Genomic DNA, 13,120 nt, shown 5'->3' with positions numbered 1-13,120 from the left:
CGGTAGAAATTTGGGTAGAAGAAAATCCGCAAACTTCTGATGTTAAATTTGAGCAAAAAATTCTTAGTTTAGTAAAAAGTAAAACATTATTATTGTTGGATAGAGGCTTTTATCATTTTCAATTTTGTTTGGCCGGAATTAATTAAGAGAAATATATAAAAATTTGAGACTCATAGTTTGATGTTTTTAGTTTAAGTATCGTTAGATGCAAATTAGCTTACTAGGGGATAGATGATTAAGCCTAGAATCGCAGCGATCGCCACTATCAATGGTTCAGGAATTTTTTTCCCAAATTGCCATAAAACACCTAAAGTTACTAACCCAATTAAAATAGTAGGAATATCTTTGAGAGATTGTTGTCCTAAAACTATAACCGCTCCTGCGATCGCTCCTGTTGCCGCCACTGTTACACCATTGACAAAAGCAGAAATACTGCGGTTTTTACCGTGTTTCTTAAAATAAGGTGCAGGAATAATCGTTAATAAATAACAAGGAATAAACATAGCGATCGCAGCAACACAAGCACCGGGCAAACCTGCGACTAAAAACCCAATAAATCCCGTAGTAATTACCACTGGACCTGGTGTAATCATTGCTACTGCTACTGCATCAAGGAACTGTTGAGCATCAAGCCATTGAAAATCTTTTACTACGCCACCATAAAGAAAAGGAACGATCGCCAAACCACTACCAAATACAAATGAACCAGCAGTTGCGAAAAAAACGAAAATTTGTCCTAATAAACTAGGGGTAGCGGTGGGTATAGTTCCTAAAAATGGCAAAAAAGGGAAAGCAAGGATACTATTAAGACGATTATTCTTAAACCAGTTTTTAGGCGGAGATTTTACTAACCAAACAATCAATCCTCCTAAGAGAATTAACTCGACTCGCTCTGATTCAGTAATCACTGTACTAACTGCATTTACTACATAAATAGACCATAATAACCAATCTGTGCCAACGGTTTTGAGAGTTAATTTATAGGCACTAATAGCAATGATTCCAATTACCGAAGCCCCTACACCATAAAAAACTGATTGCATCCATGTTAAACCACCGTAAAGGGTATAAGCCCATCCTAGAGCAACTACTATCAAAAAAGAGGGCAAAACAAAAGCAATACCCACCAAAGCCGAGCCTAAAACCCCATAATGAATATAACCTAAGTAAAAAGATAATTGGGCGGCTAATGGACCTGGTGCAACTTGTGCTAAGGTTAAACCTTCTTGATAACCTGATTCAGAGATCCATTTTTTTTCTTCTACTAAGTCTCGGTGCATATAACCCACAAGGGCGATCGGACCTCCAAAGCCTAATGTTCCTAATTTCAAGAAATATTGAGTCAGTTGTTTTAGGGAATAAGTAGGTTTCTCAAAGGATGATGTACTGTTCATATTTTTTTGCCATTAATTTTTAACTGGGATTTTGTGATGCCAAGGAAGAATCTTTCAAACAAGCGGTATATAGCCCTTCAAACAGAGCAATGCCATGAGTTTCTAATTGTGTATCAGAAAATCCTGCCAATAACCAACCACGCAATAAAGTATCAATTCCCATAATTTGGGGATGCAAATATAAATCATCACGAAGATCGATCGCATGGACAATCTCAGCGATAATTCGGAAGCTATGATCCTCTAAACCAAAAGATTTAACCATAACTTCAAAAGTACATAAATTACCTTTATGCTGAAAATCTCCCTCATGAATATCGAAGGAAATTTCATGTTCATGGGGGGTTTTGCCGTAACGAATAATCGCTTTCGGATTAATAAATCGCCTAATTAACCAAATACAAGCTAGACGATCAACATGAGGTTGAGAGCGAGTAAACCAGTTTACATCTTGATAATCATTAATAGATTTGGGAGCAATGATGACCACAGAATCTTTTGGAAGTAGTGCCAGATTCAATTGTCGAAGATGAGAAGCAACTTTTTCATGTTCAGGACAATCGAAAAAATCAATTTGTCGAATTTCAGCATAATGTTTATATAGTTTTTCTAAACCTTCACGAATAGGTGTAAAATTCTCGGTTTCCTTGAGGGATAAAAAAGTTTTCTCTAAATCTGTTATCTTCAGTTCTAATGCTTGATAGTCTTCGGTACGAATATCATGAAACTTTTTGATTATAGTTTGATCGCTCATACCTTGAAATAACTTAACTTGCATAATTAGAACTTCACCTTGGGCTTGTTGTACTTCTTGAGCCAACCATTGAAACCCCTCCAGACAATCATCTCGTTCTGGTAATATTTGAACACCACTAAGAGCGATCGCTCCTATTCGTCGTAACCTTCGCCACAAAGTAACTCGCCGACTAGAAGAACCTTTAGAAGGTAAAGAATAGCTAAAAACTAACCAACTCAAACTATAAACACCTCTTTTTTTTACAAAAATGATACTTAGCAATTTCTTTGTATCTTTGCGACATGAGTGCCTTTGGGAGAAAAAATATTTAAAGTAATAGTAACAAATATAACAATAAAACGCAACAAGTATTTCTTTTTACTTTGGGTAGATAGTTAGTAATTAAGTGATGAATCGATCGATTTCTCAACTCCGACTAATTTTTCAGTATGTAAATTCCACGACATGATCATTGGTTAGAAGTTAAGGCTAAAAGCAAGGTGTCAAGGGATTTTCAAAGAAAAAGTTTTTTTATTTTTTCCTACTTCTGGAAAGGGAGCGATAATCAATTTTTGCCTCAGTTTTCTCCTCCTTTTTATAATCCCTAAATCTCCCTAAATCTGGTGCTGCAAAATATTTAATTACATCTTTTGCTTGGCCTTTATTATAGGCAACTATAAAGTGATATAATCATCTATATATCATTTCTATTGATATTGAATCAAACTGAGAAAATCAATTTCTATATTGTTAAAGTTAATTTTAACCACTACTCTCTACTCCCTACTCCTTACTCCCTACCTTAACTAGGGATTTATTGGGTAGGTGCAAGATTTGAGTAAAAGGCAGCAAAATTTTTAAAGTTTCTTTCCCCACCACGCTAAACCATAAGGTTGAAGAGGTTTATTAACTTGGGTGGTAAACTTTACTCTAATTTTATATTCTCCTGTTTCCGGAATAGGGCAGAAAATATGTTCTACACTGTCCACTTTACTAATTGATGAACAAATAACCTTTTCCTGATTATTATTAGAAATTAACTCTAAATCCAAATTATTTAAACCCTCATCAATAAAGTTTTCTCCTAAGTCATATTCCTGATTATTATTGAGATCATTTAATTCTACTAATCGATCCCATGCTAAAGTAATAGAAATATAAGTATTTGCTTTTAAAGGTTGTTTAAGAATATAATCATGGGCATCTTTTTTATCAATTTGGCTATAGTTCCAACCAATATTTGATACTTTTTCCTTATGGTTATATTGCCCAGCTTTTAATTGTTTATAAGCTCTCATGGTGTTTAAATGTCCTGTTCCCATTTGCATATCTAAAGGAATTTCAGGGTTTAAATAAGCATCACTTTCTAACCAAGTTTTATTATTTTGAGTTAAAACATCACGAGTCATTCCTAATAAATTACCGTCTCCTTTATCCTTAAGTTTATCGGCAGAATTGAGTAAAATTGCTTTCATCACTTCATGATTGCGATAATCTCTTGTCCAAATTTTCGGTTTTTCTTGAAAAAAATTATTTCCTGCCTCTAATAATAAAGCCACAGATGCCGTTATATGAGGAGCGGCAAAACTACTTCCGGTAACTTGTTCAATTTTCCCATCAACATTATAAACATTAATTTTATTACCAGGAGCAAGTAAACTAACACTACGTCTAGCACCTACATTAATTTCTTGTCGAACTAACTGCTTCCCAACTCATAACGGAGAAACACTTAAATATGCAAAATCTACTTTGCGGAAAATTCCGTTTTTTCTCATGCTATAGGCTGTAGTAATTCCATTATAGTTGTCAGTGGGAATGGGAATACCACCTTTACCTTGATTCCCCGCCACCACATATAAAACATTATGAGTCCTTGCTGACCAATCCAAACACTGAGTTAATAAAGCATTCCCATCTAATTGGGGATTTTCTCGCTTATCCCTAGCTAAAGATTCACCAAAACTTAAATTAATTGCCCTGACATTACCACTATTTTGTAAAGCAATATTTTGGGTGGTGAGACATTCTTCTGGTTGTCCAGCATTTTTAAGCGAACCTACTGCACCTGAATATAAATTAGCTAAGGGGGCTATTCCACCCCATTTTTTTTGATTACTTATCATTACAGACGCAACCATCATGGCATGATTGTCAATGTAAGTATTTGGTTGTGCTGGTTGGTTACGATAAAATAAACGGGCGATGGGCAATTTTTTATATAAGGGAGAAACTTTATCTAAGGCGAATTTTTTGGGGCGACCAATTTCTACTTGACCTATACTAATCTTACGCCCTTGTAAATTATAGGGAGCTTGTTGTAATCTTTGTACATCAATGCCTTTTTCTGATAAAGATTCATTTAAAGCAACAACAGGAAGGGAAAAACTTAGTAGATTAATGGCAGTTAACCATAATATTACCTGTTTCATTCTTAAAAGTTCCATCATATTTTGATCATCTATTGTAATAAACTTTAGTTGTTAGTTTTGAAGTTTATTTCCCAGAAAAATAATTACTTACCTCCACTCACCTACCTTAAAGTGAAGTTAAACAGTTATAGCGAACTTTATCTTAAAATAACTTAAAGTTCTCCCCAAATCAAAGCATATTTATTATTGATAAATTCTTCATTGCTCATTATCAACAGTGTGCCCTGCTTCAATAATTGCTTGTGTTATAATACCTTCTGTATTAGTTGTTGTTACTTGAACAAGTTTAGTTACAACATCAATGTTTACCACCGCTTGAGGATCACTATTTTTAATTGCCCTAGTGATAGTATTTACACAAACTTCACAGGCAATACTTGGTACATTTAGTGTTATCATAAAATAATTATTTAGAGTTACAATACTGTTTTTCTAAAGATAGTTGTTTTAATTCAATAACTTGTTTTTCTAGTTGCTCAATTCTATGTAATAAAGTTTTAATAACAGTAGCTTCAGAATCTGGTAAATTACTATGATCAAGAGGATCAACTTTTTCTCCCGATCGATAAACTATTCTACCTGGTATTCCAACAACAGTACAATCGGGGGGAACATCTTTTAAAACCACCGAACCCGCTCCAATGCGCACATCATGACCGATAAGAATATTACCTAAAACTTTCGCACCAGCACCTACTACCACATTTTCACCGAGGGTAGGATGACGTTTTCCGCTTTGTTTTCCCGTTCCGCCTAATGTAACTCCTTGATAAATTAAGCAGTAATGACCGATAATCGCTGTTTCTCCAATGACAACTCCCATACCATGATCAATAAATACGCCTTTACCAATAGTTGCACCTGGATGGATTTCAATACCTGTAAAAAATCTTCCAAGATGAGAGATTAAACGAGGTATCACCGGTAAACCTAAGTTATATAATTTATGGGACAAACGATGAAGAACTAATGCTTGTAAACCAGGGTAGCAGAGTATAACCTCCAACCAATTACGGGCTGCAGGGTCTCGTTCAAATATGATTTCAAAATCAGCGATTAGTGATGATAACACGGTTAGCTAGTTTTTTTTATAAGTTCTCCTCTTAATAATATCTCTTATTTATCCCCTTTGAGCAAATAGGATCAAATACTTACAATAATATCTTAAATAAATGGTATTTAGATTTAACTTCGATTTTAAATGTGTTAGAAATGGGTTAACAAGGGGTAACATGGGGTTAAAACCCCTTGTCTTGTCTTGCCTTGCTTATATATAGTCACTTTAAATAATAATGAGACAGTTTTGTATGACTATTAATTATCGCAAAGTATCTAATGGTTGGCATTGCCCTACAAAATTTTTAAATTTGTCTCAATCTTAATTGAATTAACTATACAATTAATTTTGCACTGATAGTTAACAAGATTTAATCTCACAAATTGCATAATATTCCGGAGAAAGATATTGAGAAGCATAAGCTTGTAATTTTTCTGCCGTTAATTGTTTAACTATGTAAGGATATTGTAAAGCCAGATCGGCTTTTTTGAGAATTTGATAATAACCGTATAATCCGGCTAATTGTTCGGGGGTTTCAGTGGAAAAAATATAGTCATGACATAATGAGCGTTGACAAATCCTTAATTCATGAGATGTAATTGGTTCTTTTTGTAATCGATAAATATTGTCTCTGATAATGGCTTCTATTTGTTCAAGATTATTTCCTGATAAGTAGGCTGAAATGGTGAATAAACTAGAGTATTTTTGCAGAGAAAAGTCACAACTTATATCTAAAAGCAAATGTTCTTCTTCTCTCAATTTTCTAACTAACCTTGAAGTTCTACCACCTGTTAAAATAAGAGATAACATATCAAGGGCAATGGCACCTTCTAAATTTTCAATACCCGGTCCACTCCATCCCATAACTAAGCGAGGTTGTTCGAGACGAGGTAAAAATAATTCTTGACGACGAATATCAATCATCGGTGGTTCACAGTCGAAATCAACAACAGGACATTCTGAACGCACGGAAAAATCTTGAAAACAATTTTCTACTAAAGAAATAGATGTTTGTTGATCTATATTACCAACTAACACTACGGTCATATTTTCTGGCTGATAATGGGTTTTGTGATAACATCGCATTTGATTAGGAGTATGTTGTAATAATAAACATTCATCTCCCAATACTGATTTCCGATAAGGGTGATTTCGATAAATACTACTAGCAACACTTTGAAGAATCATCCAGTCATAATCATCATAGCTAGAGCGAATTTCTTCTAACACGACATCTCTTTCAATGTAAAAATCCTCATCTGGAATTTCGGCTTGTAGAATAATTTCAGCTAAATAAGGCAACGTATCAGGTAAATATTGAGAGGCAGTAGTTAAAAAAAAATGGGTATAATCGTAACTTGTAGCGGCGTTAGCTAAACCTCCAGTACTTTCTACTACATAATCAAAGTCTCCCGGAAGTATATTTTTTGTACCTTTAAAAATCATGTGTTCTAAAAAATGAGATATTCCAGACCATGATTCAGGTTCGGTGGTGACACCAGCATTTACCCAAACATCAGCTACGACTACTGAACTAGAGGGTATATGTTGATGTACTAAAGTTAACCCATTAGGAAAGGAGATGGTATTAAGATCACAACTACAATCTGATGGAGTTTGCGTTTTATGATGTGTTGATAGTATCATGTAAAAACATTTATTTACCTTTTCTTAATCTTACCTTTAATAATGTTAATTGACTGGGAGAATAATCAGCAATTTGGATTCAAAAAAAATCAATTTTTTTTCTGATTGCTTATAAACATGAATTTTGACAGGAGTTTATCCCATTAAGGTTTTTATTTTTTGTCAAGATTAGTTAACTTTTTGTACATTTCCTGACTTAACCCAACCTTCTTGTCCGCTACTAGGAACACGAACTTTTTGCCATACATTATCATTACTGGTACTTAAAATAATTAATTCAGCGTTATAATCAACGCCTCCGATTCTTTCAGCATTAGTATCAGGTTCAGAGCGTAAACTTAAACCAGTTGACCATGTTACTTTTGCTTTATAAGCACCAGCAGGTAAATTTTCTGGTTCTGGTTTTGTGACTTCGATTTTTTCTGGCTCTGGTTTTTGAACTTCGGGTTTTTCTGGTTCTGGTTTTTTAACTTCTGGAGAAGTCTTTTCTTCGGCAAAAGTATGTTTAGAAGGGTTTACAGAAACATTAGTGAGGAAAAAATAAGCACCACCAATGATACCCGCACCAAATAAGATGACACCTAAAAAGAAACCAACAATAAATTGAAATAGGCTAGATGGACTCATAATTGACAAAGGAGAAATAACACTTTGATTTTAACTAAAAATATTAACAAATTATTTTTCTGTCAAGGCAGTAATCAGTTATTAATAGTCAATAGTTGATAATTAACCTTTGTACCACATAACTACCTCATTCTTGATTGTTTTTTGGTTTCTGGGCGAATTTTAAATTACCCCAAGTTAATTTTTGTTGTAAAGTTTTGACATCTCCTTGTTTAGCTGCATTTTTGACTTCCCTGATATAATGAGCATTGGCAATGGCGTCTTCTTTAGAACGAGAACTGGTTTCAAAGCATTTTTCAAGGGCTTGATAAATACCAACACGGCGAATTTTAGTGAAATATTGACGCTCAATATCCAGTAATTTTGTCATCAATTCTAACTGCATTTCATCTTCACATAACTCTTGTAATATTTCCCATTCTTCTTTCCCTAAAAGACTATTACCAGCACCGATACGAGGATCATTAAATTCTTCTCCTTTGATTTCTTGATAAATTTGCGGTAAACTATCGTCAAATTCGTGTTTTTCTTCCAGCCAAATACGGCGTATTTCGCTTAATTCTTGGGTGGTAATTAATTTTATATCTTGAAATTCTGGAGGAGCAAATTTTTTGATATTCACTTCCGCTTCTAATACTTTTCTTAACCAATATTCTCGCCATTTTTTGAGATAAGGGCCTGGAATTGGTTCAATAGAGGTTTCTCCATCAACATTTCGCTCAAATAACTCTACTTTTCCGTAAATACGGCGAAAATCTCGCTTATCTCGATCATTTTTGATGTCTAACTCGTTACGAATATCTAATAAAGGTTGTAACCATTCTTTTTCTTCATCATTTTGAATCATTGCCTCCATAGACTTATCCTTACTTACCATGGTACACACCCAACAACCAAAACGAGAATCACCGCAACTTGGAGTTGAAGTATCTACAACTAAAGGGCATTCATTATCAGCCGTTGCACCTCGATACATCATAAATAAATCTTGATTATCACCTCCCCAAGGATTTTGCCATTGTAAAAGATATAGCCAAACTTCATCGGTACGCCAATCTTCGATAGGGGTATAAATATAAGAATTAGGTAAACGAGAATTGAGATTTAAACGGTCACGAAATCTACCTTTGGCGTGTTTTGCCATATTTTTTGCTCTAGCGAGACTCTCGGCTTTTCTAACTCCTAATACAAGGATAATTTCTCCATTGTTACGGACGGTTTCTCTGATAAAATTATCTACTGGTTGAATTTTCATTCTATCAGTACACCATCTGAAATTCTGACGAGGTGCCGGATACCCTTTGCCCATTAAACACACCCAAAAAGTATCTTTTACTGCTGGATTTAGTAAGTGAGTTTCAAAGGGCATTTTTTGCTTATGGGCAGCTATTTGCATCTGTTTTAAACAACCTTTTACCCAATGGGCAACAATGGGATTTTCTACTTGGGTGTCTGTGGTGATAACATAAACTTTTTTCTGGCGTTTTTCTACTGGTAAAGTGGCGATCGCATTCCAAATTAATTGTACAATACAAGAACTATCCTTGCCACCACTGTAACCAATAATCCAAGGAAAATTATCTTGAGAGTATAACTCTTGAATTTCGGCGGTTAAAACTTCTATATCAGTGACTAACTCTTCTAAAGTGCGAGGAGGAAACAGGGGAATTTGGGTATTATTCATAATAATTATAAATATGTAATAAGCTCAAGACAAATCTAAGTTGACTGGTGAAGGTAGGCACAGGGCAAGGATGCACAGGGCAAGGATGCACAGGGCAATGGCTAAATTCTGAATTATAAATTCTAAATTCTATTTCGGCGTTGAGGATCAAAAAATAAAGCTCTAACAACGGCTTTGCGTAAATCATTGGTTTCTGAAGGTGCATTTTCCCAAAGAGTTTCATAATAAAAAAAAGCAACCCCTAAACGATGTCGTCTCGCTTGACGCACTTTCTCTTCAATGAGAGTGATAGGAATAGGTTTATTTCTTAATCCTGTTAAAATAGCAATGCCGGTAGGAATTTTTTGTCGGGCAGATTGTAATTCAGGAAGATTTAATTCCTTAACAAAAGTACGCAAATCTGGGCGATAAACTTGGATAATTAATTCATCGACAATACCTAAATTAACCCATCGATTCCAATCTTGTAAAAATAAATTATAAGCTGTATAGTAAGGATTAGGGGCAACGGAAAAAATAGCATTAGGTTTTCTTTCTTTGACAGCTTTATTTAATCTCACCATAAAATCGGTTATTTTGTCAGCACGCCACTTTATCCAGCCTTTATCTTGAGGATTTTCGGGGGGATTTTTTTTGGTTTCTTGTTGATATAATGCAACGGTATAAGGATCATATCCAAAGTCTCTTGGTAGTACAGTATGATCATCAAATTGAATACCATCAACAGGGTATTTAGTGATAACTTCTAAAACTAAATCTGTGATAAATTGTTGTACTTGAGGATGAAAAGGATTTAACCAAACCACTTGCCCAGCTGCACTATCCCCGATTTTACTACCATCTCGGCGGTTAGTGATCCATCGAGGATTTTTAATCGCTAATTCCGAAGAAGGAGTTGTCATGAAACCAAATTCAAACCAAGGAATCACTAATAATCCTTGTTGATGCCCTTCTCTTACAATATCACCAATGACATCTTTATTGTGTAAATCTGATCGTACTAAAGGAGGAATACCAACACTTTCAGCTACTTGACTAGGATAAGAAACATAACCGGCATTCCATATCACAGGATAGATAGTATTAAAGTTTAAATCTGCTAATTCTCTTAAACTATTTTGCAATTGAGAAGGATCTATTAGTATATCAGTATCATTTTTGGTGAGCCAAACTCCTCGAATTTCAGGAAATACTGCTTGACTTATTACTTGTTGAGGATTAAGAAAAACTACCAAAAAGATTGATATGAGGAATAAGATGATAGTTTTCTGAATTTTATCTATATCGGAAAGTTTGATGGGAAAAAGATAATTCATTCTCAAGATGTGAAAAATTTGCCTAATCTATATTACCACTTACCCATGATCAAAACTATAACTAGAAACGAAATACAATCTTACAAGTATTGTTTTAAAAAATAAGTACTCATGTAAATTAATTGTCTAAAGGCAACGGGCAGTATTTAATTGAAGGAGGAGTAGATAATTTTGCCAATGGCTTTAAATTTATTGCTAATATTTGTTTAAATACAAACTATATTTATCAACAACCTCAATCAATTCCTCGTTTAGGGATTTATTCGATTCAATGATTCAAAATAATATTAAAACAAATTAATCTCTTAATTTTAGAAATAGATAATCAAAAAAATAATTGTTTAAAGTAAATATTTTATACTTTAATTAATCAACATAATTTATTTTTGCATAAGGCTCTAAGGATTGTAAAATATTAACACCATAACTACGATAATTAACTCGATTATCTAATAATGCCATTACCCCTTCATTTTTTCTAATTGACATTGTAGCTTGTTGTAAAATTTTAATAGCTAAAGGTAAAAGATAAAGGCGAAACCAATCTTTTTTCTTATTTTTATAATGGGTAACTTGTGCAGAAATTAGAGGATTTTCTAAGGAAGGAATCGGTAAAGTGGCAAAAATTAATAGTATCGGTGTTAATAATTGAGATTGATAGTTTAACCAGAATTTTATATCACAAACAAGGATACTATTTTTTCCTATATTTAAAGAATTTAATTGTACTCTAGAACCAAAATAAGCTGCTAAATTAGAAGTAATTTGTACTTGTAAAGGTAGATCATCAATAATAACAATTATGGGATAATGATTAACTTTGATACTACTAACTAAAGCTAAAATTTCTTGAGTAACTCGACTTTGAAATTCAGGATGATTCGGAAAAGGAAAGTTACGAGGAAAATAGAGGTTAAGATGTTGATGTTGACCATCAGGAGAAAATTTTAAGCAAGTAAAACTATCTAAATTTAAGCCTAATGACTCACCATAATCGAGAGGGTATTTTTGAGGATCTAAATAATTAGATAATAAAATAAAAGGTTGATTTTGCCAAATATTATTTATTAAAGATTTTAACTCTAAAGGTGATGATTTGATCGTGAAAGAACCTTGATCTCTATTAATGGTAAAGTAGTTAATATATCTATTACTTTCTTCTAAGGCTTGTTGTAATTTAATAAATTTTCTTAAAACTTGTTTATTTTCCTTTTCTATATTAATAAAATCAAGCAATTGTTCAAGAATTATGATTTCTTCTTCCTCTAATAAATAACTATTATAAGGGTTCGGAGGATGACTATAAATAGATTTGGTTAACTTAGCTAATTTTTCTCTAATAAAATCCTCATGCTGAGGAAAAAATAACTGTAAATTATACCAATCTTGTACATTGATTTTTTCAGTTAAATATTCGGTGATAATATCAGGTAAATTTTCGGCTTCTTCTATAATAGTAACAATGTTATTATCTACTAAGTTATTAATCATTAAATCTAACCAATCATGATGATTAATTATATATAAACTAAATTTTTTAGCTGAATTTTGCTCATACTTAGTCTTGATCAACTTTTTTGTATTTAACCATCGTTGTAATGGCGGAATTTTTTCTTCAATTAATATTCGTTGAATCTTATTTTCTGCGACAATAATAACGGAAGAAGAAGATAATAAAGCTGGGGTTAAATAACTAGGATAATACTGCTGATAATTTATCCCAGTTTGAATAATGGTTGATCGTCCTAATCTTAACCCACGAGCCACCATTCTCACCATCGTTAAATGATGTAACCAATAGGAGGAGGATTTTTTTTCTAAAAAACTTCTTAACTCTGAGTGTGCTTCTACTTCTAACATTTATATTTTACGATCAGACCACAGGGAGGATAATTAATTTTGCCTTAATTTTTAAATTTTACCTTTGATCACCAATGTTATCACAAGTTATATCTAGTAACGTACTTTATATATAAGATATTAATATTTTTGGGGAATTAGATCAAATATTCATTTGTAATCTATAAAATGTCGGTTAAACTCAAAAAACTTAATAAATTTTTAATAATTACCTCTTATTGTTATCAAAAAAACATTAAAAAGAAAATTCAATAGAATTGGTAATTATCTTTACAACTAATTGGGATCAAGGAATGTTAGTTTAGATAATGTAAAGATAAATTAAATTTAAAAAAACTCATTATTATCATGGCTCAAATACTAGATG

General features: G+C 33.1%; 10 protein-coding genes and 1 pseudogene. 1 reads left to right on the top strand and 10 read right to left on the bottom strand.

Annotated elements, in window-relative coordinates:
• Positions 1-212: 212 nt before the first annotated feature.
• From FWJ34_RS13460 to FWJ34_RS13415, 9 genes and pseudogenes are all read right to left on the bottom strand, one after another.
• The gene (locus FWJ34_RS13460; protein ID WP_308255841.1) at positions 213-1,394 is read right to left on the bottom strand and encodes a chromate transporter; all 1,182 of its coding nucleotides are present in this window, start codon (positions 1,392-1,394) and stop codon (positions 213-215) included.
• 19 nt (positions 1,395-1,413) lie between these two features.
• A complete protein-coding gene (locus FWJ34_RS13455; protein WP_308255840.1) occupies positions 1,414-2,370 on the bottom strand; it encodes a chromate resistance protein ChrB domain-containing protein in 957 nt (318 codons plus the stop codon).
• A 617-nt stretch (positions 2,371-2,987) separates the two neighbouring features.
• Positions 2,988-4,562, bottom strand: a pseudogene (locus FWJ34_RS13445) (S8 family serine peptidase).
• Positions 4,563-4,760: 198 nt separating this feature from the next.
• Positions 4,761-4,961: a heavy-metal-associated domain-containing protein gene (locus FWJ34_RS13440; protein ID WP_308255839.1), complete on the bottom strand. Its 201-nt coding sequence runs from the start codon at positions 4,959-4,961 to the stop codon at positions 4,761-4,763.
• A gap of 7 nt (positions 4,962-4,968) precedes the next feature.
• Positions 4,969-5,634 (bottom strand): serine O-acetyltransferase, encoded by a 666-nt coding sequence (gene cysE / locus FWJ34_RS13435; protein WP_308255838.1) that lies wholly within the window; start codon positions 5,632-5,634, stop codon positions 4,969-4,971.
• 345 nt (positions 5,635-5,979) lie between these two features.
• The gene (locus FWJ34_RS13430; protein WP_308255837.1) at positions 5,980-7,266 is read right to left on the bottom strand and encodes a pitrilysin family protein; all 1,287 of its coding nucleotides are present in this window, start codon (positions 7,264-7,266) and stop codon (positions 5,980-5,982) included.
• A 168-nt stretch (positions 7,267-7,434) separates the two neighbouring features.
• Complete coding sequence (locus FWJ34_RS13425) at positions 7,435-7,893, bottom strand: SH3 domain-containing protein (RefSeq protein WP_308255836.1); 459 nt, start codon at positions 7,891-7,893, stop codon at positions 7,435-7,437.
• Between the two features lie 127 nt (positions 7,894-8,020).
• A complete protein-coding gene (dndC, locus tag FWJ34_RS13420) occupies positions 8,021-9,577 on the bottom strand; it encodes a DNA phosphorothioation system sulfurtransferase DndC (RefSeq protein ID WP_308255835.1) in 1,557 nt (518 codons plus the stop codon).
• A 122-nt stretch (positions 9,578-9,699) separates the two neighbouring features.
• Positions 9,700-10,893, bottom strand: a complete 1,194-nt coding sequence (locus tag FWJ34_RS13415) for a glycoside hydrolase family 10 protein (RefSeq protein ID WP_308255834.1) — start codon at positions 10,891-10,893, stop codon at positions 9,700-9,702.
• Between the two features lie 122 nt (positions 10,894-11,015).
• Here FWJ34_RS13415 and FWJ34_RS13410 point away from each other — a divergent pair, with 122 nt between their 5' ends.
• Positions 11,016-11,168 carry a hypothetical protein gene (locus FWJ34_RS13410; RefSeq protein WP_308255833.1) on the top strand — a complete coding sequence of 51 codons (153 nt, stop codon included), beginning with the start codon at positions 11,016-11,018 and terminating at the stop codon, positions 11,166-11,168.
• Positions 11,169-11,259: 91 nt separating this feature from the next.
• Here FWJ34_RS13410 and FWJ34_RS13405 read toward each other — a convergent pair whose 3' ends face one another.
• Positions 11,260-12,753 carry a helicase C-terminal domain-containing protein gene (locus FWJ34_RS13405; RefSeq protein ID WP_308255832.1) on the bottom strand — a complete coding sequence of 498 codons (1,494 nt, stop codon included), beginning with the start codon at positions 12,751-12,753 and terminating at the stop codon, positions 11,260-11,262.
• Positions 12,754-13,120: the final 367 nt, after the last annotated feature.

Source organism: Geminocystis sp. GBBB08 (assembly GCF_016743215.1).
Classification (GTDB): Bacteria; Cyanobacteriota; Cyanobacteriia; order Cyanobacteriales; family Cyanobacteriaceae; genus Geminocystis.
The sequence above is the reverse complement of the archived record's forward strand: the minus strand, read 5'-3'. Positions and strand labels throughout refer to the sequence as shown.

Excerpts from the sequence above, each read along its gene's own strand:
- FWJ34_RS13460 (WP_308255841.1), bottom strand. The coding sequence starts at position 1,394 with ATGAACAGTACATCATCCTTTGAGAAACCTACTTATTCCCTAAAACAA.
- FWJ34_RS13440 (WP_308255839.1), bottom strand. The coding sequence starts at position 4,961 with ATGATAACACTAAATGTACCAAGTATTGCCTGTGAAGTTTGTGTAAAT.
- FWJ34_RS13430 (WP_308255837.1), bottom strand. The coding sequence starts at position 7,266 with ATGATACTATCAACACATCATAAAACGCAAACTCCATCAGATTGTAGT.
- FWJ34_RS13425 (WP_308255836.1), bottom strand. The coding sequence starts at position 7,893 with ATGAGTCCATCTAGCCTATTTCAATTTATTGTTGGTTTCTTTTTAGGT.
- dndC (WP_308255835.1), bottom strand. The coding sequence starts at position 9,577 with ATGAATAATACCCAAATTCCCCTGTTTCCTCCTCGCACTTTAGAAGAG.
- FWJ34_RS13415 (WP_308255834.1), bottom strand. The coding sequence starts at position 10,893 with ATGAATTATCTTTTTCCCATCAAACTTTCCGATATAGATAAAATTCAG.
- FWJ34_RS13405 (WP_308255832.1), bottom strand. The coding sequence starts at position 12,753 with ATGTTAGAAGTAGAAGCACACTCAGAGTTAAGAAGTTTTTTAGAAAAA.